The sequence below is a fragment of the Bartonella sp. CM120XJJH genome (genome assembly GCF_042194715.1).
Classification (GTDB): domain Bacteria; phylum Pseudomonadota; class Alphaproteobacteria; order Rhizobiales; family Rhizobiaceae; genus Bartonella.
The window spans coordinates 1-20,866 of the sequence record NZ_JBHINE010000022.1; the positions used below are offsets into that span (position 1 = coordinate 1).

Genomic DNA, 20,866 nt, shown 5'->3' on the forward strand with positions numbered 1-20,866 from the left:
ATCAGATAACAAAAGCGTGAGGAAAAATCTGCACGATAGGCAAGGCTTTCTTCCGTGTTTTTACCACCCGTATCAAACACGGCAATCGCTTGTAGCTTTTCGGCAACCTGTTCAAGCGCATCTGCTACGGGATTTTTGCCATTATCAAGGCGCCCTGCACTATAAGCCGGTGCCAGTAAAATCCCAGGCTCTACCCCTAAATGACCACGCGCATGAGCCAAGGCATGCACACCGGTCAGGTGAGCGTTTGATCCCACCATCTCAGTTTGTGTCTCAGCAATGGTTGATTTTTCTTCCACACGCACAAGGATAATTTGTGCCTCAATCCCCTGCGCACACACGGCGTTGATGACATCAAGAGCCGTGCCTCTTGTCCCAAGCTTTTGGATTTTCTCACCCTCATGCGTAAAGAGAAGAACAGGCTCATTGAGGGGAAAAACTTGGTTATCAGCATCAGGGGCTGTAACAACCGCTCCAATGGCGGTCTGATCAAATGTTGCTAAAGGACGGGAATCCTCACCAGCCTCTACAATGCGAATCCCATGATTAAATTCTGTTGCCATCTTGCTCTCCAAATCAATGAAGAGACTATAACAAGCATCACCATGCTCCATAAGACTGACACTGTCAGTCAAAAAAAGCCCTTTCAAAGGGCTTTTAAAGAGCAATAAAAGGACTTAAAAAAGACTATTACAACCTTAAGCTATGATACAACAAACATTAGTTTGACTTGTGCTGTCTCTTTGGTTAGTCGTACATCCATTCATTCTTTCCATAACCTTATAAGGACTGCACCATCAGCACCAGCACCGCTTGGAGAAGAATCTCCATGAGAACCAGCACCACCACCACCAAAACCACGCCCTGCTTTTCCTGAACTATAGGATCCTTTGCCGACTCCTCCAGAGCCACCTCTTGATGTATCACCCCCAGCATCACCTCCGTTACCGCTTATCTTGCTCGTAATTCCATTCGTTCCATCACAACCATTGCCGCCTTTGGCAATTCCTAGATGTTCGTCTGTTGCTAAGCCAAAATTTCCACCAATGCCTCCAGCGCCACCAGAGCCTGAATAGTAGGTAGTCGTACTACCACCAAATCCCGAATGAGAGGTATAGGCGTAAGCACCTCCACCACCATGTCCTCCTGTAGCTGTCATAAAATTTTTGCCAACAACTGTTATTTCTCCAGAATTACCGCTTACACAACGCTTTGCAACAGAAGCTCCTCCTTTACCAATGACGATATCTTGATGACCGTTTAAACTGGCCTTGTAGCCATACCACACGGAACAACCTCCGCCGCCGCCGCCACCGCCTAATCTTGGTGTATCCGCACCACCACCACTACCGCCGCCGCCCCAGGCTGTAATTTCGACTTTGGTTTTATCGGTGACCCAATCGGGCCATTGAATTTTCCCATCTTGCGTATAGAGCAATTCAGCATCAGCAAGAGCCGGCCAATTTGTGATTTTATCAGTCAAATCTTTTTTAAGACTCTTTATTTGTGCCAAGATAGCGGCATCCACTTGTGATTTGGTATAAACAACATCACCATCAACTTTCAGTGGTCCTTTAAGCGAGCTTCCTGTTGTGCTTAAACTGGTAACCATTTCACCATTATGGGTAAGGCTCAATGATGAATTGCCTATGAGTTCTAAACCACCACTCATAGTGACTTTGCTGGTAAATTTATTATAATTTTTCCATTCATTGGGGCTGGTTAGGCGACCATAGCTTGTGAGATCTTCGTTGATCTTAGCTCTAAAATCATCAAGCCCCACAATATCTTCGGTTTTATGTTGGTGTGCGCCTAACAGGGAGATAGCACTGCCAAAGGTGAAGTTATTATTGCTTGATTTATAGAGAACATAATTGTTGGCTGCATCGTGTGCCCCCTCGATATCACTTAAATCGGCAAAAGTGAAGGTTTTATCGGCTGCCATTTTGCTCTTCAGGGCTGCTTCAAGATCGGCAACATCACTTATTGTGTGCATGTGTTTTGAAGGCGCTTTTTGGTCTACCTTGTCCTCAACATCCGCAAGTGCTTGATCAATTTTCGTCAAGTTTTCGCGCAAGATTGGGAATTCAGAACTGATAAAGCGTCCTTCTTTAGGCAATTCCATGTCGAGTTTTTTGGTTTTTGTCATCTCTCATTTTCCTCTCATAATATGCCGGCGCCAAAATCGCTCACCATTGACCGTGCCGCCGGTCCACCGGTAAGCGTGAGTTTGAGGCGTGCTTGTTTGGCTGTCTTATCGCTGCTCACAAATTTGCGCTCTGTCCAAAGCGGTTCAGCGAGTTGTTCTGTTTCCTCTAATTTCAAAGGGGTGAAAGCACCATCATCCAGTTGCATCTCGAGTGAGAAGGTTGCACCGCCGGGTAAAAATGTTTTGATATAGCTCGTTAACCTTGCCTTTTCCCCAAAGGCGAAAGCACGGGTGACATAAGTAGCTTCCTTATGAATCTTTCCCGCAATCAATTGCACAGGAGCAAACAACACGGGTGAGAGCTTTTCTGTCCCTTTGAGAATGGCGCGAAGCTTTACCTTTTCACTGATATATTCAGTAAGACTGAGTAATTGAAAGGGAAGCAGTTGATAAACCGTGCCATTGTTTCTTTCAATTTCAAAGATGACAGAACAATCGCTTGAAGGCAATTCAATGGCTGCACGTATTTGTAAATCAGAGCAGTCCACAAGATCAAATGTGCCTAAATCGACAGTCTTTTCTGTTTGTGTATAGCGTGCTGCCAACACACGAAAGGCTAAAGCCTCATCTTGATGAGCTGTCCAGCTTTGCGCATTGACAGAAGAAAAGCGTGGACCGGTCACGTAAGGGTGGCTTGAGACGTATCTCTGGTGTTCTGCATCAAAATCCCCAAGCTTTGCTAAAGAGACGGAATGATCAGCATCATCTGTCTTGATAACGAAAGCCGTTAAGCGGTCATCCATCACAAGGAGTGGTACATCATAGCGTGCCTCTGCCCACCCTCTCTTTGCGCCCTTCATAGAATAAAAGCTTTGCGCTTGAATATCGGCGGTCGGATAGCCATTTTCGGTTGTCACCAAATCAATCACCAGATCATGGTTTTGATTACCGATTTTGCAAAGATGAAAGTCAATGCCTGTGATTTGCCGTGTTTCATCGGGGGTAAAGACCTGCGCTTGGGGGTCCACTTGCGTCCATATTTTCACAGTGGTGGTGCGCCGCATCACTTTCACATCAATCACACCTTGGCCGGTAAAAAGCCCCGTTGCAATGGTTCCACCTTTCCCCCGTGCCACAACATTTTTTGTGCCAGCGGTGATGTTTTGTGGAATCTTAAAAGTGCCCTCAAGGGTGCCATAGGAATTGGCAAAAAGGGGATAATTCGGCAAGACATTCACACCATCAAAGATGAGACTTTCTAATTGTTCAAACTTGCCAAAACCTTCAATTTTAAAGTGAAGGGTAATTTGTCTCAAAAAATCAATTTGCTCTTGGGTTGCACTCACCAAATCATCACGCACTTCTGTGTTACGAATGCTTCTCCCACGGTTCCTGCCCATGATAATCTGATTGGTGACACCAGAGAGCCAATCGGTGCGCTGTTCGTGCCAAAAGTCTGTCGCGGGTTCAAGGGTTACTGTACCAGGCAGGGGTGCAAAATTTTGATAAGGATTGATTTTTTCGCAAGCCGTTGTCAACTCTTGCGCAATGATCACCTCATTTGTCCAGTCAAGCGTGACAGGCGCTGTAAGATTAGCGGTGTAAAAGGTTGGATCAATGGCGAGCTGTAAAATGCCGTTGCCTACAGCCCCCGTTTGTTGAAAGCCTTCATCTCTGTAACGATCATCAAGAAAGGGATCAGCGAACATGCCTTTTTTGGCAACAGGCTCTTTAGAGTCCACATTGCTTTTAATGCGCTCTAACTGCATCAACCGGTCAAGGGAAAGCACCCGTTGAAAATAGCGCCACATCTCATCATAGGGGGCAACCCGTGTGCCATCATTGACCACAACCGGCGTTTCAAGCCAATTGTTGGTGATCGTTGCAAGGGATAACACATCATCAGGGACACTGGGTGCCATAGGGTGGTCTACTGATATACCTTTGATGTAAACCACATTGCCCCCTGTGTTCAGTCCTATACGGTCAATGCGGGGCAATTTGTAAGTGTAACTGACGATAATATCCCCACCTTGCGCCCCCCCTGAGACGGTAATTTCCTGCGCTGTTACTTTATCAGCCGTGATTTTTGCACGATAGCGATAAGTCACCTTATAGCTGCTCCCCGCTAAAGGTTCGTCTCCTACGGGCGCCCAATCAATGGTGTCTCCGGTTTTTTTAAAATCTATGCCTTCTTTAAATTCCTTGCTTCCTTGAACGACTTTAATAAAAGAGGTGATGCTTTTATCCGGCACACCATCACGCCCTGCAGCAACTGCACCGCGGGTGACATTAACGGTTTTTTCTTTTGTCAACAAAAGAGACTGAATATCGGCAATAGGAAAATAATAGGGTTTAAAGGTGAAACTTGTCTTGCCTTTTGGGGGTGCAAAAATATGCGTTTCGCTTGGAACAACGCTTGTCGAAAAATCCTCCACCTCTTCATGGCGCAAGGCGGCTAAGCGCTTGCGTTTAAAGCCATTGATATTGGCTTCCCCTTCTTGAATACTAAAGATTTGGCAACCGTTGTTTGGTCCTAAAGCGCTCACACGGCAGCCACTCACGATATAATGCCCATGGGCTCTGTCATATGTTGCAATAGCTTGCATGGCGGGTTCAAGCAATGAGGGGGATTTTTGGTCAATCAGAACACCATCTTGTAAAATATAAACCGGAAAGAAAGTGCCACTTTGCGCATCTTCTTTCAGTGCCCAAACAAGCTTTGCTGTTTCGCGTGCGGCACCAGGTTCTCCTTCTGCCAAGGTGCCAGGGACTTGCCCCAACAGCTCTGGATCATCTTCATGGGTTATCCATTTTTTTTGCAGCTTCACACCAATTTCCAAGCGTCCAATCATGGCAACATTGTTAAGTACAGCTTCAGAGACCGGAAAAATATCGCCTGCGATATAAATCTTGCCATCTGTTAAAGTGACGGTATTTGTGTCTTTATTGACAAAGGCATCAGCCCGTTCAACGCGATCTCCTTCTTGTGCCACAAGACGCCCCAAGCGGTCATGCCGTCCCCTTATAATGGTTTGAACTTCATTCAGTTCACCACTTTGAATAAAGGGACGCGTGCCATAAAAGACAACGCTTTGTTGTTCCTCTTTGCCGCGAGATCTGTCAATTGCAAAGGGTAAACCACTTTCATGCTTCATCTTAAAACCTCAATAAAATCTTGAATTGTTCGCGAACATCGGCACGCAAAGGAATGTTAATGGGCGTTTTGAGTATCTCCACACCACCATTGAGTTCATTGGCGTCACACCAAAGCTTGCCCAAAAGGATATCAAGGGGGATATCAAGAGGGATATCTTGTTTGGGAATGCCGTGAACGAGAATGGAAACAAAGGCTGCTTGTTTCCGGTCAATATCGTGAAAGTCTGTTCGTGCTGCCAGAAACAACAAGGTGCCTGTTGGGGAAGGGTTAAATCTGTTACCACAATGGCTGTACACACCATCCAAAGCCTGTTCGACAGGCGCTACAGCATAGCATCTGCGATACCCAATCACGGCATTTTGGGTGTCTCTTAACACGAGATAAAGCGTGCGGCCATGAAACCATTCTGCCATCAGCATATCGCGTTCATGTTTTTTGACCGAACACCACGGAAAATTTGCCATGTCCCATGGATAATCGATTTGGTTCCAGCTTAACTCTTCATCCCCATCATCTATCCAATTGCCAATAAGCCTGCCTTCTTCTCTTGTGAGAACGCGCTCTATCTCTGTTGTGCGCCCAAAGGAAAACAATGTTCCTCCAGCTGTTAAGCGAACACCGCTCTCAGAATCCAACATGCTGTCATCAAGGCGTGACATATTGGCTTCCATAGCTTGCACATCATAACCATAGGTCCCACGGCGAAAATCAGAGCGCAAACTTTTGGAAAGGTCAGTGATTGCTTCAATGGCTTCAAGGCTTTTGCGTTCAGGCAAGTGATCAAAATCAAGTTGAAAGGAATTCCACCATGCGCGCCCCGTCCAGGCGGGTTGAAAGCATGCTGAAATCCCTAGCCATTCAAGCCCCATCTCTATTGCCGCAAGGGAGCCACGTATCCTCTGCCATGCAAGACCCTGATCAATTAAATCATAAAGGTTAGAGAAATAAGGGGTTAATTCTTGTAAGCCATATTCGTCTATTAAAAAGGGCAACCAAGAAGGCGGACGCGTGATAAATTTCGCGCGGGGTATTTCTTCGAGTGCCGTTTTAACGTGAGGGTCAAGAGCCATTGCTTCGGCAAAACAACGTTCAAACAAGCTCGAATTCGGGGGTAAAAGTGAGGAAAGCATCAATAAGCGCGCCCCCGTTCAGACAAGACAATATCCCCTAGTGCGACGGCTTCATCCGGTGCGACCAAAATATCCTCACAAGGGTGCGTTATGTTCACATGGTGAACGCCTTCAACCATCAAGCGGCTTAATATCCAACTTATTGAGAGATCACGCCCAAGCCTTTGCGCACGCGCCCATTCTGCTCTTAAATTCTGCTCCGCTCTTTCCAAAACAAAGGAGCTTTCATCCGGTAACAACCAAAAATCAGCAGAAATATCGATCATCCGCTGCACCGCGCTTTTCACAAAGATGTGGTCATTGGTCATTTTAACATGGGGGCAATCAAGGGCTGCTTGTACCTTGGCAATTAAAGCCTCATCAGCCACCCCTGAAGGGGCGTCACTAAAAAGCGCAACATGAATAAGCGGGCTTTTACCCTCACGATAAACAAAAGCATCTTTGACATGGATATCGCTTGAGAGAGCAAAATATTGGTAACGTGGCGCTGTGCCCCCTGTGGAATGTCCTTGTCTATTTAAGCGAATGCGACGGCGAAACCGCTCATCATCTTCATCCAAAAGGCGCGTGACCCCATGAAAATCCCCCAAATGATCTAAACTTGTTCCACGGGCAAATGTGAGTAAATTATCCCGCGCCACTTCATTAACACGCTGGCGCAACAGCAACTCTTCATAAGCGGCCGCTTGCAATTGAATGACCACCGGATCATAAGCCGTCTTTTCCACATTATAAGGAATATGATGCGCTGCAAAAAGCTCAGTCAAACGCATGATCTTTTGCTCTAAAATTGCTTCAACAGAAAGCTCTTCAATAATTTGTGGCAAAGGGAGTGGTGGAGGGGGAATTTGTGGGAGGGATAAAGGTTCAAACTCTGTCATCACCAACCTCTAAATTGATGCTCATTGGCTCTTTGTGTGACCAATCCCCCAAATGCCCATCGGGATAAAAAACACCCGTTAAAACAAAATGAAAAGTGCCTTCACGCGTTGCTTTTGTCAGATCAATCCTCTGCAACGAAAACCCGGGCTCTCCACACTCTGGATCATCGAGTGCTTCAACAATTGCTTGATAAAGCTGCATCATCGTCGCAGGATCAGCATTGGCGTCTTGGAATGCTCCAACATCGCATCCATAATGACGACGCAAAACCCGTGTCCCAATCCTTGTCGTCAGACATTTACGCAGTGACTGTTGGCAATGTGCCCAACCATATAAGAGAGAGCCATCCTTTTCGCTTATCCCACACCGCATGCTTTAAGCACCCTTTGTTGTCTTTGTGGTAGAAACAGTTGGGGGCGCAGAAACAACAGGGGCTGGTTTTTCAGCAATCTGACCAAGCAGCAAGGGATATTTAGCCGCTTCCTCACTTAAACAAATTTCTTCACCTTTGCCCGGTGAACGCTTGCCTGCAACAAAGTCTGCATTGGTTAAAATAACATAAGTGTTCTCACGCATGATAAAAACTCCTTTAAAGAGGACTAGAGGTTGTGGAGGGACCCATTTTGACCCCACCGTGTTTGTGGCTTGCGCCAACCGATTTTTGATTGTGCTGTAAATCTTCTGCTTGAATCTGCACACTGCCCGTTAATGCAACACGGGTTGATTGATGAGAAAGCACCAAACCTTGGCTACTCAAATGAATTTGGTTTTCCCCATGGGAAAGAATAAGCTCATCCTTCGTGATACGCAAAGCACCACCCGCATAACACAGAGCAAGCTCTCGCAGTGAGCGTGCGGGATTAGGTGCATCCTCACTATAACTATCGCGCACCACCAGAGAGGCAGAACCAATTTCGCCATGGGGATTTAACAAGCGCACCGGATCACCAACATGGAGGGGCATATTGCTTGAAACAGCACCAGAAGCTTCTTGCGCTTGTAGCCAAGGCGATAAAACCGCTTGTCCATTGGAACCCTGTTCGGAAAGTTTTACCCGCACCCTATGACCATCAACTTCTGCAACCCGCCCAATCATGTGCTGGTTGGCAAGACAGCGTTCAAGCGCATCAAGACGCTTCATCATTTGCCGCAAAGTGTCACTCAAAAGGTGCGCATCATTCATGCCTCCACCTCATCATCACATGAGATCAAACCAGCTTTGAGCTGTCCTTCATCACAAAAAATATCCTGTCCCAACTGATGCAAATCTTGGTGCCATTCCACCACGCTTATCGATACACCACGCTGCTTAATCGCTGCAGAGATAATCGGTTCAATTTGCACCTCACGCGGGGCACTCAAATGCGTTAGCCCCCACAATTGCCCGCTATGACAAAGCACCGCAATGGCTTCTGCTAAAAGCCAACTGGAAACATCACGCTCTTTACCTGTGGTAATAATAAAAGCCCCTAAATGAAGATCGGCACTCATCTGTCCAGAAGCAACAGAATTGAAACGGCTTGCTAACACTGCAACGCGTATGGCTGGAGCCACCAGCATCTGTGTTTCCAATTCTTCTAAGTTAAAGCGCCCAAATTGACAGCCGCAATCGCGCACATCTGGCAAAGCGCCTTTAAGGCTTCTTATCACCGCTTCACGAAACTGATTAATGCGCCCTGCTTGTGTGATCGTTTGACTCATGAAAAGACCCTTTCCAGCCAATCTTCTGCCGCTTTGACAATTTCCACTTTATTGTGCTCTGAAAGCCCCAAATAGGCACGTGCCGGCATGGTCACTTGGCGTACACAAACAAAGCGGTGTGCATTGCCACTTTTAAGAAAAAAGCGCAGTGTCTTGCCATTTTTCGGGCGAATAACCCCACCCAATTGGTGAATCCGCGCATAAACCAACCCAGAGCCCACAATCACCTGTTCTGGTGAAGCTTTCATATCAATGGAGCGTGAAAGCGCCCCACTGGCATAAAGAATGGAGGTGCGAGCATGATTGTTTTTCCACTTCTCTCCTTGGACAGACGTTTTTTCGCTTTGAATCCGCCGCCTTGTGCTCTCTTGGATAAGACGCCCAACCCCTTGTGCCAAAGTCCCCATCGAGCGATCAGCGCCCCTTTGCAAAAAGGATAAAGCCGCTTCAAGCCCCATCTCTTTAATCTCAATATGGGTTGAAACAGACATGTTACCTTCCCATCAAACGCGGCTTAGCATAAAAGAAAGCCCCATCACGCACGGGACCATCTTCGCTCATAATTTTAGGTTCATCGACCCCTAAACCCGCTTTGCCTTCCGCAATGCGTTTCAAGAGTTCAACCGCCTGTTTGTAACGATCTTCAATGGTCGTGGTCAGTGCCGTATGGCGTATGGCTAAATTATAAACAGCAATATTGACACAGATCATACCCAGAGCCGCCGGCTGTCCAGCAATGGGGACCAAGTAGCGATGAGACAAATGCACATCAATCTCACCGCTTGCTTGGTTTAGAGCGCGGGCAATGGCTTGCTCTGAAAAAACTGGATCAGAATTCTCATCCATCCCGCACAAATCATCCAAGAAGTCATCACCCCAGAGCTCTTCAATCAATGTTTTGCTTGCATAAGCCATGTTTCAAAGTTTCCCTTAGACAACGTCTTGCAACAAAACGCCGGCATCTTTTGCGGCGACCAATTCACACACACGTTCCCCCACACGCACCCGTTTACCGCCTGATAAGCCTATATCTGGATCATTAATCACTCCAGACAAACGTTCACCCAATTGGGCACTAAAGCCCCAACTGATGACCGAACCATCCGCCTGTTGTTTGGTGGGGTCAATATAAAGCAGTGCAATCTTATTGCCCCAAACGCGTGCCAATTGCGCCGAACGCCCTTTGCGAGCCAAATTCACTTGCGATTCACCAATGAGTAAACGATCGGGGTGTATTTCCATCAGATCAGCAAATTGCGCCTTGGTGATAAAACCATCAGCAGTGCCACCCCCTTTAACGGCTTTAATGATTTTGGGATGACGTTTGAGTTTTGACCAAACAACTTTACCCATCACAATGGTGTTGGGCGTATAGACGAGAGCTTTATCCATCGCCTCATCTAAAGTGGCATAAGGATCAGATTTCTCATAATCACTGAATTTATTCTCACCTTTGAGCGTTATCACGCGCTCTGGTGCGTAATTTTCACTTCTTTGCACAAGGGCTGCAACACGCACTTCACGCCCCAATTCTAGCAAATTGGCAAGTCCTTCCACGGCTGTCTTTTCGGGGTTATAGCGAGAGCGTCGCTCCGCCCTGGCGCGTGCCGCTGCTTCAATATCTGAATTGGGGATAAGATCATCCAATCCGTAATCCTTGACACTGGCTTCCCGTTCAAAGGCAGAAAATTCCACCACATTCGGGCGCCCTTTTCGCCCAACCTCAAGTTCAGGCACCGTAAAATTTTCCGCTAAAGGAAATTCACTATATTTAAACACCTCACTTAAAACACAAACGCGTGGCAAAACTTTATCGCCAATAAGAGAACCTGCTGGATTGCGATAACCAATAGCAATAGCAGTGAGTGTTGGATCAATGGGAAAAGGTCTGTTCATTTTAAGCCTCGATTAATTAATTTTAAAAGAAATAACATCACCAGCAGAACCATCACTCATGGCAATACCAATGGTGCGGTCTGCTGCTTCTGCCTTTATGGCGTGCCCTTTGGGGTCAGAGGTCAAAAAATCACCAAAGGAAACATTGCCCCCACAAACCACTTCACCCCAACCACATTGGCCAACATCAATCATCTCACCAGCCTTGGCTTCACAAGACCCTGCAGTCCCTAATAATTTATCACCCTTACCAGAAGCCGTTGCCACCATTCCCTCAGTGCGGGCTGCAACAATGCAATAAGGTGAAATTTCTGCAGCAGTGCGAAAAGATTTAATCAAAATCATCGTACTCATGATTGGCGCTCCTTTTGCTCGCTAATATACTCAACCGCTTGGCTAATGGTGATGTCGAAGCCTTTTTGCTTCTGCTCTTGTTGATAATGGCGTGCCGCAAGGGCAACCTCTTCTGGAGCAAGCTTTGGTTCTTGTGCTAAGGCACACACTTCTAAAGGGCTTGTTGAGGCAAGCGCCGGCAACTTCTCGACCAAACTTTTAAAATGCTCCATCCCCCCTTCAAGGCTACAGAGCGCACGATATTCCTCGCGAGCAGCCGGCAAAATCTTGCCCTCTTCAATGGTCTTGTCTAAAAGACTCTCAATGGCACTGTTTTTTTGCTCTTCTTGCAAAAGCGCTAAATCTTCTCGCGCTTTTGTTAATTGGGCGTTTAATTCCACGCGTTCCTTTTCGCGCGCTTTAAGCGTTGCTAAAACCTCATCCGCTTTAGCATCTTCTGCCAGCGATAGTGCACTGGCAATGGCTGTCAAATCCATCTTTTTCTCCGTCAAAGTTATAGGGGAAGGCTGTTCACGGCTTAAAGCCGTCATGACAAGGGCTGGACGGTTCACCAAACCAGCACCGGCTAAATTCAAAATTTCACCTTTCTTGGAATGGCGAAACTCAGGCGAAAGATAGCGATATTCTCGGGCAATAATTTTTTTAGCTGCCATATCGGTCCATTTAACGCGTCCCCAAATCGCACCATCCCGCTCTGCCAATTCTTCAATCCAGCCACTGGCAGGCGCTTCTAAACCATTTCTCGCACGGTGATGTTGCCCATGCTCATAATCTATCACAAGCGGTCCTTTATTGGCTGCAAAGGCTTTTAAAATCGTTTGCGGGTTATAATGCCATTGTCGTCCATCACGTGCCTTCACATGAGGCGCTTTGGGCAAAAGCTCTACCCACTCAGGCGCTTGGCTAACGGTGGCGTCTTCATATGAAACATCTTTGCATAAAACGTCTGGACAGAGATCTATTAACGCAGCATGAAATGTCCCATCATAAAATGTCTGGGCATCCCCATCTTTTTGATCTTCGTGAAATTCTTGTTCCATACATTGCCTATTGCTTTACAATTGTCATTGGCAATACAATGCATGAAACTTACTCCCACTATAAGTCTGACACTGTCAGTCAAAAGAGCATTTCCCAAAAAAACACTCTTTTCCCTATTATTCTCCTTGTGAGAGAAACCCCCGTGCCAAACCATCCCATAAAATCGTTTTCAAAGGCACTTCAAAGGCGATAGAGCGCCGTTGTGAAGTGAAAGGTACAATTTATCACTCCACACAAAAAAGCCTCTCTCAAGCCGTTTTTTTTAAGATTGCTTTTTGGCTTAAAAACATTATATCATTGGAGGTAAGGCGTGAGCCAGTTTTGCCAGGACGGTTTTACCGGACCTGCGAGGAGTTGACCGCCCTCCACGCCTTCTCTTTTCACAAACACCAACAGAGCTTTACGGTATTCTCTTTACAACAACCTCTCGCCCTTTTTTTCAGCCGCATTCAATAAGCGTCCAATTTCTCTAGAGCTTTTTTTATGCATGGAGGTCAACCACCATTCTTGTTTGCTTGCTACCCATTTGACCACAAAGCGCCACCATGTCCCACCACTTTCACCAAAAAACATAACACCCTGCGTATCTTTTCGTCTAATAACGCCATAGGGCTTTATGAAGGTTTGAATGGCACCTCGAAAATCCTCCAAGTGAAGAGACCGCGCTTGATGCTCTAACAAAATATGTTTCACACTGTCTGAAGATAAACGAATAAGAGAATTGTCCCCACCAAAAACATCACGCACCTTTTGTATCATCGGGGCTATGGGAATAAATCCACGAGACATGCGTCCTTCAAACATGGCTTCCAAAAGTGGTGAGCCCACAATATCTTCAATGGCAATACGCTTGCCATTGTCCCCCATCACAGAGACTTTATCACTCAAAAATCGGCTTAAATTTTGCGCACGATGTTTCCCAGGATTAGAATGCCATCCAGGGTCAATCCCCTTTGGTATCTTTTCAACTTTCCCCGTCCGTTTATTGCGCCAAACCTGCTTTTCAACATGAAGTGGCTCTACCCCCTCTTCATAGCCTAAATTGTCCGCCTCATAGCGGCTTACTTGTCGCACACTGCATTTACACCGCCAACCATTGGGTGGATAAAGCCAATCCCAAACCGGATCATCAACAGGTGCCGTAAACCCCACCCAACTTTCATGTTCTAAACGCTTATGTTCTGAACTCGACAAAGCATAGGTGAGATAGGGCAAAAATTCTTTATTATTTTGTGTGCGCTCCCATTCCCCTGCCGCATGGGCACTCATGGTATTAGCCCAATAGACCGTTTCTAAACGCCGTGGACTGCCCAATTGCACCACGCTCTTTTCACCCGTTTTCGGGTCAATAGCAGTCTTTTTACCCCACCAACCCTTTTCCTGTAAAATCGGCATCAAATTTTTTTGAAACTCTTGGAAAGGAACTTGATGTTTTATGGCCTCTCCAACAGCTCGCGTAAAATCATCCAAAATGTCATAGCCCACCGATTTTGCCACCGTAAAGGAAAAAGCATGTTCTTCTGGTGCTATATCCCGCCAATCAAAGCTTGGAACAAGTGCCTTGGCTTCAAAATAACGGGTAACCTCTTTAGGGGCGGTTTTAAAAAGTTCCTCATCCATGATACCCCAGTCCCCGCGCAATCATTTGCACCTTTGCCAAACGTGCGGCTAATGCGTGATGATCCATCTCGCCCAACAATTCATCTAAGCCTTTGAGGATATCCTCATAACTTTTTGCTTCTCTCACAAGCTTTTTAAAAGGCTCTAAAAGGGGTTCTAAATCCTCTTCCCAGTCACTTAAAGCTTCTTCAGAAAGTCGGTCCAATTCGTCGTGATATTTCCCACCCTGCTCTTTTCCACCCTTGCTCTCTCTTGTCACAGAAACATCAACACCCCCACAATCAGCACAAACATGAGCTTTTTGTCCCCTCTCATCATCAAGCGCATTATCAGGAGCCTTTAAAACATCTTCTTCCTTTTTTGGTTGCGAAAAGCCAATCTTATTGCGCACTTCTTGCGCCCCAACACGCAAACCTAAAGGCACAAGTTTTTCCAGCGCATCACTAATCGCTTTAATATCTTCATTTTCCGAAATCGGCCAATAGACAAGGGGGGTGCGCTCTTGGCGCCCAAAATTAATCTCAACAAAAGGCACAATCAAATCACGATTGGCCGTCAAAGCCAATTGCCGTGCATCAGCTCTGGCAATATCATGGCGCACATTTTCATGAATGCGCGCTTGCGAAAAGGACGACCCATCATCCGTCGTCATCGTTTGTCCCAACACACCCTTTGAAATCTGCCGATCTAAATATTCAGCCTTTGCGGCAAAAACCGCATTGCCACTGCCCCCTGCCGCTTCAATAAATTCAATCTCCATCTCTTTGGGAATAATCGCTGCCGCATCACTTGATAAATCACGCACCGCTTGAATGAGAACCCGCCGTTCCTCATGAGAAGAGCTCGCACCATATTTCCCCACACGCAAAGGCATGCCGTAAACTTCTAAAAAAGCCATCCAATCTTTTAAGGTATATGACTTGAAAAGAAATGCCCAAGCTGCAAGGCGTGCAAGCCCCGTGCGGATAGGTAAACCACTTTTTAACTTTGGGCGGTGAATGGAAAATTTATAAGCAGGCAGTTCAATACCATAGTGAGACCCCTCTTCTTTTAAACGCAAATGAAAACCATCCCGTCGATCTAATTGAAAAAACCGCTGGTCACGCCATTTCCAAGCAACCGGCCACCATTCCTTAGCGCTCTTGTCCCACAAGGTTTCAACAATCGCATAACCTTTGCCCAAAGCATCTAACAAATCCGTCACATAATCATCAACAAAAGTAGGCGCACTAATCACTTCCCGCACCGCATCTGCTATCTTTTTGTCCTGTGCACTGTTGCTTGCTGCAATCACTCCAGGCTCCACACCTGTCAAAGCATTTTTACGCATGCCAAGCACAGCACGATAATGCAAATCACGCTCTTCCATATCATCGGCAAGTTGGAAAAACTGTTCTGGATAACCCCGTGCTGCCTGTTGTAAAATATCAGCAAGTTGCATAGGGGTGAGACCACTCACAATGGTTTGTGACCACACATCACGAACACCATTAATGGTAGGGCTTGCGACTTCTCTCTCCAACCCTTTGATATTAAGCGCCCTGCCCCACTGATCTAAAAGTTTTACCATCTCATTATCCCATCAATAAATCTTTGATCGCATTGTTGAAAAAAAAGGCGTTGAAAAGAGTGAGCTTTCATCAAAACCATAAGCCTCTCTCACAGGTGTATAATCATAAATTTCAGGCGTCTGCCGGCTGGCAAAATAAGCCAAAGCGCAAGCAATCGCGCTATCACCATGACGCATAAAACCATCACTGCCTTTAAAACGATGATTGTCTGGAATTTTCACAATGCCATTGACATAAGCAAGCGCTTGATGATCGGCAACAATGTCACTATCGCGCGGCAAAACAATCGTCCCATCCCCAAAAGCTTCTAAATAAGCCGGCATCTCTTTGCCATACCAATTTTGCGACAATTGCACTTCCCGCACCAGCCCCCCATAACGCTGCGCCGCTTTTTCGGCTAAATAAGCCCCATTGCCCCGTGCATCCAAAGCGCCCCCTAACAAACGCGGCAAGCCATTCACCCCATAAAATAAAATCTCTCTTTGTTGATCAAACGGCGTATTGCGCAATTCCACCATAAACCGTACACGGCGTACCAAATCTTGTCCCACCTCCATCACCACAATCGACGTCGCATCGCCACTGCGCGCAAAATCAACGCCAAAAACATGTTGGCGCCGCCGGTCAAGCCCAATATGAAGAGGCTTTAAGCGCCCCTCACACCAATTAAAAGCAGCTTGACTTCGTTGATGTTCCGATTGATTTTTAAAATCATCCACACAAGAAAAACGCAGCACCGCAATATCAGGCGCACAACAATTTTCAATCTGTAAGCGTGTTAAAGCCGCCCCTTCTTGATCGGCCGGTATGGCATCTAATTCTTGGCGCATAGCAGCCAAACGCACCCCATAAGAGGCACGGATTTGCTTTTCCCATTGTTGCTCAGATGCTAAACTCCACACCTCCCCCTTCATAGCACAAACTCGTTTAAACAAGCCATTTTTAACAGCAACACCAAAGGGGTAACAATGCACCGAAAAAGGCACTTTTCCTGCTCGCGCCTCACGGATCAATTCATTGAAAGGATTGAGCACACCATTATGGGTGGAGATCACACGGATCTTGCCTCCCCAAATCAACAAAGCATTGACAGCATCCAAAACAGCCCGCACATCTTGATGAAACGCCGCCTCGTCAATCACCACAATACCTTGTAACCCACGGATATTTTCAGGGCGGCTAGAAAGCGCCTCAATCCGAAAACCTGAAGCAAAACGCACCCGATAAGCAGAGATATATTTTGTTGACCCATCCGCCCTTTGATCAGAGAATAGAAATTCCTCAACATCCCCACTATGGCTCGTAATTGCCGAAGCAAAATTGCTCACATAGCCAATAAATTCCCGCCCCTTGTCTTTGGTGTCTCCAATATAAAAAACATTATCGCCACCGGCCTCACGTTTAGCTGCAGCAATAAGGGTATCATCCAAAGCTTCCGCAAAAGTAATGCCGGTGCGCCGCCCCTTTTCAACCAATTTTAATGGAGACTTATCTTCAATCCATGCCCGTTGATGCGCCATCAAAACGCCTTCCGCTAAGGGATCACTCTCTTTGGGAAAAGTACTTCTCTGCCAAATATCAAAACCACTCTGATGATCAAAGACATGACTTTTTGAAAAGGGCTGTTCAGCCATGTTTTACCCCCAACACCTGCGCACGAATAGCTCGCGCTGTTTCTTCTGAGAGCCCCGCCGCTGCTGCTGCTGCGTCAACCGCTTTGCTTGCTTTGCTGGTAAAATCCTTCTCTAATCTTTGCCGCCTCGTGGTCGACAAATGTTCAGCCGCCAAAACACCTTTAAGCGCATTGGCCAATTCTTGTGCTGCCTTTGGCGAAAGGTTTTTCCCACTGCTCAACGTTGAAAAAATCAACTCCTTAATCGCTGCCGCCGTCAAAAGAGTGATATTATCAGAAGCTTTAGCATCAAAGCGCTTGGAGAGGCTTGCGGCAATTTCTCTTGTCTGTTCTAGGCGCCGTGACATCACGGCTAGCCGCAAAGAATACCGATTAAAACTGGAAAAGGAGGGTATAGAAAAGCTGAGACCCGTTTCCTTTCGTAAAGCCTTCAAAGCCGCTTTAAACTCACCATAAATAGCCATTTGCGTCTTCTCACGCCCGTTTAAAGCCTCAGCAGCAGCAGCAATAATCTGATCACAAGCTTGCGGCAATAAATCAATCGCCGTTAAACGTCCACGCCCGACCTTGCGCATCCTTCACCTCGTCTTTTATTGATGAACGTTTAGGCCGCTTAATCCCCTCAATGGAAAAGCTCCGGTCTAAATGACGCGCTCCCCGTTCTGTTAATGCCGCAAGAAAAACCGAACCCACACATTTTAACGTAACAGCACCTTGATCTTCCATCCATGCCAATTCATTATGCACAAAATCGCGATCGCGCCTGATGCCATAACTGTATAAAAGCCGCTCAATCATCGCACTCGATAAAGTTTCACTGCGCTCACAAGCAAGCCCTTTTAAAATAATCAACCGCGCTTCTTCACGGATGATTTTATCCATATCTGCTTTCATTTCTTGGCATTCTCCAACAAAAACTCTTGCAAGCGCTCACCAATGGCTGCCACCGGTTGTAATTGTGCAGAAAGCGTGTTGAGACGACCATTCAATTTCTCCATATTCACTTCCAATCTTTGCAGCGCATCACGATCAGGTAAAAAGTCCATCTCCGTCTCTAACTTTTGCACACGCTCTTTAAGCACTGTCATGTCTTTCAGCATTTCCCGCGCACCAGAAGAAAAATAGGCTCTCAAAACCCCACAAATCGCAATAACCGATAACAATAAAGACAACCAGCCATTGGCAACACTGATATCCAAATTCACTTAAAAGTCCCCTCTCTTTTGCCTAAAATCGCCCACTCCGCAGCTTTTCTACGCTGTTCACAAATCAATAAAGCAGCACGATCACGCCCCCAATAGTGCACCACTTCGCGCGCATTCAAAGCACGCTCTGGCAATAAAGCTGGGCGGGCACACGCCATGCGAACAACAGGCGGCAATTCAACCGATAAAAACTGATACGCAAAACTATCCCTTGGCTTGGTTGTTGAGCAAGCGCACACGCTCAAGCCCAATGCCACCGCCAGTAATTGGCAATACTGCATTGACTTCCTCCATTTTCACAAGCTTTTGTTCCAAAGCCGAAATCACCCCTTGCGCTTGATGCTCAGCTTCCAACGCTGCTTGTCTTTGTCGCTCCATTTCAAGCTGTGCACGTGCTGAAACCTTGGCAATTTCAAACTGCCAATACAAATCACGCGCCTTTTCCGCCTTTAAAACTTGCGCTTTCATAAAGCCAAAAGCCGCCAACATCACACTGACCAAAAAAAGCAGACCAAAAGACAGTTTTGAAACAGGGCTAAACATTGCTTTTATCTCCCCACCTCGTTATCTCCACCCCATCATAGGAGCTGCTATGCCGCTTATGGGAATGTTTCCTATTAGAAAAATCCAACGAGCCAAAGCCACGATGCACCCCCAGATTGCCAACAATAATCGCCACCATCGAAGGAATAGAAATGCTCGCCATATCAACAATATGCGGAGCCCCCCACAAACCACCAGAAACGAGCAAAAAAATAACCCCCCAAGCAAACCAAAAAGACCACCATAAATAGAGCCTAGAGCCACGATAAGACGGTTTCATGCCTTCACCTCGCCTCCAATCCCCAAAAGCTTTTTGGCGCGATTAAGATACGTCAAACGTTGCACAAGTCCATTCTTGCCCCCATTAATTGCCTTGGTAATCCTCACGACATCATCTTGGTCAGCAAACCTATTCAAACCTTTCGTCTGCCAAAACCAAACAGCAGACCAAAGAGCAGCTGGAAACTGTTCCACCACTTCTGGAAATGCTTCACAATCAACCGCTTGTTCATCGACTAAGCGCCAAAACTTCGTAAAACGGCGATAATTATTCCGCCCCGTTAATTGGATCAAACCACGCCCCTTAAAATGCACCCCATCCCCAGGGTTGACATTGCCTAAATCACGCCGCCCCTCATAAGCGCGCCCTGAGGCATATTCACAAACGGTAAAAAACCATCACTCTCATGGGCACATTGGCTTAAAAAATGCGCAACACGTAAATGTGTCGTGATCGCACCATAGGATAAAGCTTCAGGCAACACGCGTGCCATTTCTACAATAATAAAATCTTGGCGCGCATGATGCGCTAATTTAGGCGCAAGGCGATGAAGAAAAGAGGCATCTATTGAAACCATAACAAACCACTCAATGAATAAAAATCCATCCGCAGTTTATCGGATTTCACCCCCCCAATATAAGCCTGACACTGTCAGTCAAAACTCTCAATACTCATAAAACTCTGGAAATAATAAACCTTGTGGTTCTTTTGAAGAAATTTTCTTCTTCAAGCGATAAGCTGTACGCACATGCATACCAGAAACAGCAGACGCTGCATCCACCGACCAACCTTTTTGCAACGCTTTTAGCATTTTTTGCCGCCGTTCAGCATCTCTACCAAGGGGGATAAGAAGGCGCATACCCGAACCATTAAAACAAAAATGGTTGATGAGTAGCTCGGCCTCTTCAAACCCAACAATTTCAATCAACCAATCCGCACTCTCAAGACGCCCGGGTATATAAACTTCTCGTCCACCAAAAGCCCGCATCATATTCCATGCCGCTTCACTGCCCGCAACATCAGCTATTTCACGCAATAAGGCAGGAAAATCGCTATAGATTTCCTCTTGCATGCATGCTTACCCCTCGCTTTTAACACTTTTACGGATTTTCCGCCCCCAAACATTCATCACTTCTCTAAAGTCGCCCCCACTCATCTCACCCAAAGCTTTACCACTTAACGCCATAACACTTTGATGAAAAGCTTCCACATCAAACACAGCATCGGGATTCAAACACTTCCATTGGGCACACAAAATCAAATATCCTGGCATTTTCTGCCATGTATCTTGAATCTTTTTTCCTTTCCAGTCAACCCCACCCTCACGCTGCAACCAACCTTTCAACGCCTCAATAGCTCTGCATGCATCATCGCTATCGCGTAAAAAACGAATATGATCAATCCCTGTCTGTCTTTTCACAAAGGCAAGCAACGCCTTATCTGAACGATCACGAATAATGCCAAGATTCCACCCAGCAATCCAGAGCGCCTGTAACTTCTTGGCATATTTACCCTCTAAACGCTTCCCATTCGGCTCAAAACCACACGCTTTCATTTCAGCGACGACTAAACGTTTCTCTAAAAAATTCAAATCTTTCGCCGATTGCTTGCCCGTCAAGCGATAGAGCAGTGCGCGATAGGTCTCATCATCAAGACCTAACGCGCGTTTTCCCATATGAAGGACAGCTAAAGACATGTTAC

26 protein-coding genes and 1 pseudogene are annotated in these 20,866 nt (G+C 46.4%); all 27 read right to left on the minus strand.

All coding sequences use genetic code 11. The annotated features are described in order from the left end of the window. Positions 1-563 (minus strand): annotated as a pseudogene (locus ACFIKU_RS07935) (phage tail protein); the annotation flags it as partial. Positions 564-763: 200 nt separating this feature from the next. Then, complete coding sequence (locus ACFIKU_RS07940; protein ID WP_375657170.1) at positions 764-2,149, minus strand: Bgr_08870 family protein; 1,386 nt, start codon at positions 2,147-2,149, stop codon at positions 764-766. A 14-nt stretch (positions 2,150-2,163) separates the two neighbouring features. Beyond that, on the minus strand, positions 2,164-5,307 hold the full coding sequence (locus ACFIKU_RS07945) for a DUF4815 domain-containing protein (RefSeq protein WP_375657171.1): 3,144 nt from the start codon (positions 5,305-5,307) through the stop codon (positions 2,164-2,166). 1 nt (position 5,308) lies between these two features. Beyond that, complete coding sequence (locus ACFIKU_RS07950; RefSeq protein WP_375657172.1) at positions 5,309-6,439, minus strand: phage tail protein; 1,131 nt, start codon at positions 6,437-6,439, stop codon at positions 5,309-5,311. Further along, on the minus strand, positions 6,439-7,320 hold the full coding sequence (locus tag ACFIKU_RS07955) for a baseplate J/gp47 family protein (RefSeq protein ID WP_375657173.1): 882 nt from the start codon (positions 7,318-7,320) through the stop codon (positions 6,439-6,441). The genes ACFIKU_RS07950 and ACFIKU_RS07955 overlap by 1 nt, the downstream gene beginning before the upstream one ends. Beyond that, positions 7,307-7,693, minus strand: a complete 387-nt coding sequence (locus tag ACFIKU_RS07960; protein WP_375657174.1) for a GPW/gp25 family protein — start codon at positions 7,691-7,693, stop codon at positions 7,307-7,309. Before ACFIKU_RS07960 ends, ACFIKU_RS07955 begins: the two co-directional genes overlap by 14 nt. Before the next feature lie 3 nt (positions 7,694-7,696). Beyond that, positions 7,697-7,897 (minus strand): hypothetical protein, encoded by a 201-nt coding sequence (locus ACFIKU_RS07965; RefSeq protein ID WP_375657175.1) that lies wholly within the window; start codon positions 7,895-7,897, stop codon positions 7,697-7,699. 13 nt (positions 7,898-7,910) lie between these two features. Continuing rightward, entirely contained in the window at positions 7,911-8,504 is a 594-nt protein-coding gene (locus ACFIKU_RS07970) for a baseplate assembly protein (protein ID WP_375657176.1), read from the minus strand. Next, the gene (locus ACFIKU_RS07975) at positions 8,501-9,022 is read right to left on the minus strand and encodes a hypothetical protein (protein ID WP_375657177.1); all 522 of its coding nucleotides are present in this window, start codon (positions 9,020-9,022) and stop codon (positions 8,501-8,503) included. Before ACFIKU_RS07975 ends, ACFIKU_RS07970 begins: the two co-directional genes overlap by 4 nt. Further along, positions 9,019-9,513: a phage virion morphogenesis protein gene (locus tag ACFIKU_RS07980; RefSeq protein ID WP_375657178.1), complete on the minus strand. Its 495-nt coding sequence runs from the start codon at positions 9,511-9,513 to the stop codon at positions 9,019-9,021. The genes ACFIKU_RS07975 and ACFIKU_RS07980 overlap by 4 nt, the downstream gene beginning before the upstream one ends. A gap of 1 nt (position 9,514) precedes the next feature. Continuing rightward, complete coding sequence (locus ACFIKU_RS07985; protein WP_375657179.1) at positions 9,515-9,937, minus strand: gp436 family protein; 423 nt, start codon at positions 9,935-9,937, stop codon at positions 9,515-9,517. 15 nt (positions 9,938-9,952) lie between these two features. Further along, positions 9,953-10,918, minus strand: coding sequence for a capsid protein (locus tag ACFIKU_RS07990; protein ID WP_375657180.1), 966 nt, complete (start codon positions 10,916-10,918; stop codon positions 9,953-9,955). A 12-nt stretch (positions 10,919-10,930) separates the two neighbouring features. Then, positions 10,931-11,272 (minus strand): hypothetical protein, encoded by a 342-nt coding sequence (locus ACFIKU_RS07995; RefSeq protein WP_375657181.1) that lies wholly within the window; start codon positions 11,270-11,272, stop codon positions 10,931-10,933. Then, positions 11,269-12,312 carry a phage protease gene (locus ACFIKU_RS08000; protein ID WP_375657182.1) on the minus strand — a complete coding sequence of 348 codons (1,044 nt, stop codon included), beginning with the start codon at positions 12,310-12,312 and terminating at the stop codon, positions 11,269-11,271. The genes ACFIKU_RS07995 and ACFIKU_RS08000 overlap by 4 nt, the downstream gene beginning before the upstream one ends. 415 nt (positions 12,313-12,727) lie before the next feature. Beyond that, positions 12,728-13,933, minus strand: a complete 1,206-nt coding sequence (locus tag ACFIKU_RS08005; protein ID WP_375657183.1) for a phage minor head protein — start codon at positions 13,931-13,933, stop codon at positions 12,728-12,730. Beyond that, positions 13,926-15,503, minus strand: a complete 1,578-nt coding sequence (locus ACFIKU_RS08010; RefSeq protein WP_375657184.1) for a DUF935 domain-containing protein — start codon at positions 15,501-15,503, stop codon at positions 13,926-13,928. The genes ACFIKU_RS08005 and ACFIKU_RS08010 overlap by 8 nt, the downstream gene beginning before the upstream one ends. 12 nt (positions 15,504-15,515) lie before the next feature. Continuing rightward, entirely contained in the window at positions 15,516-17,138 is a 1,623-nt protein-coding gene (locus ACFIKU_RS08015; RefSeq protein ID WP_375657185.1) for a hypothetical protein, read from the minus strand. Beyond that, the gene (locus ACFIKU_RS08020) at positions 17,131-17,712 is read right to left on the minus strand and encodes a phage protein Gp27 family protein (protein WP_375631553.1); all 582 of its coding nucleotides are present in this window, start codon (positions 17,710-17,712) and stop codon (positions 17,131-17,133) included. Before ACFIKU_RS08020 ends, ACFIKU_RS08015 begins: the two co-directional genes overlap by 8 nt. Next, complete coding sequence (locus ACFIKU_RS08025; RefSeq protein WP_375612320.1) at positions 17,675-18,031, minus strand: hypothetical protein; 357 nt, start codon at positions 18,029-18,031, stop codon at positions 17,675-17,677. The genes ACFIKU_RS08020 and ACFIKU_RS08025 overlap by 38 nt, the downstream gene beginning before the upstream one ends. Further along, complete coding sequence (locus ACFIKU_RS08030) at positions 18,028-18,342, minus strand: DUF2730 family protein (RefSeq protein ID WP_375633887.1); 315 nt, start codon at positions 18,340-18,342, stop codon at positions 18,028-18,030. The genes ACFIKU_RS08025 and ACFIKU_RS08030 overlap by 4 nt, the downstream gene beginning before the upstream one ends. Then, entirely contained in the window at positions 18,339-18,581 is a 243-nt protein-coding gene (locus ACFIKU_RS08035; RefSeq protein ID WP_375657186.1) for a hypothetical protein, read from the minus strand. Before ACFIKU_RS08035 ends, ACFIKU_RS08030 begins: the two co-directional genes overlap by 4 nt. After that, positions 18,547-18,885, minus strand: coding sequence for a hypothetical protein (locus ACFIKU_RS08040; protein ID WP_375657187.1), 339 nt, complete (start codon positions 18,883-18,885; stop codon positions 18,547-18,549). Before ACFIKU_RS08040 ends, ACFIKU_RS08035 begins: the two co-directional genes overlap by 35 nt. After that, a complete protein-coding gene (locus tag ACFIKU_RS08045; protein WP_375612317.1) occupies positions 18,878-19,165 on the minus strand; it encodes a hypothetical protein in 288 nt (95 codons plus the stop codon). Before ACFIKU_RS08045 ends, ACFIKU_RS08040 begins: the two co-directional genes overlap by 8 nt. Continuing rightward, a complete protein-coding gene (locus tag ACFIKU_RS08050) occupies positions 19,162-19,458 on the minus strand; it encodes a hypothetical protein (protein ID WP_375657188.1) in 297 nt (98 codons plus the stop codon). The genes ACFIKU_RS08045 and ACFIKU_RS08050 overlap by 4 nt, the downstream gene beginning before the upstream one ends. A gap of 44 nt (positions 19,459-19,502) precedes the next feature. After that, on the minus strand, positions 19,503-19,742 hold the full coding sequence (locus tag ACFIKU_RS08055; protein ID WP_375657189.1) for a hypothetical protein: 240 nt from the start codon (positions 19,740-19,742) through the stop codon (positions 19,503-19,505). An 87-nt stretch (positions 19,743-19,829) separates the two neighbouring features. Further along, entirely contained in the window at positions 19,830-20,237 is a 408-nt protein-coding gene (locus tag ACFIKU_RS08060) for a helix-turn-helix domain-containing protein (protein WP_375657190.1), read from the minus strand. A gap of 6 nt (positions 20,238-20,243) precedes the next feature. Beyond that, a complete protein-coding gene (locus ACFIKU_RS08065) occupies positions 20,244-20,861 on the minus strand; it encodes a regulatory protein GemA (RefSeq protein WP_375657191.1) in 618 nt (205 codons plus the stop codon). Between the last annotated feature and the right edge of the window lie 5 nt (positions 20,862-20,866).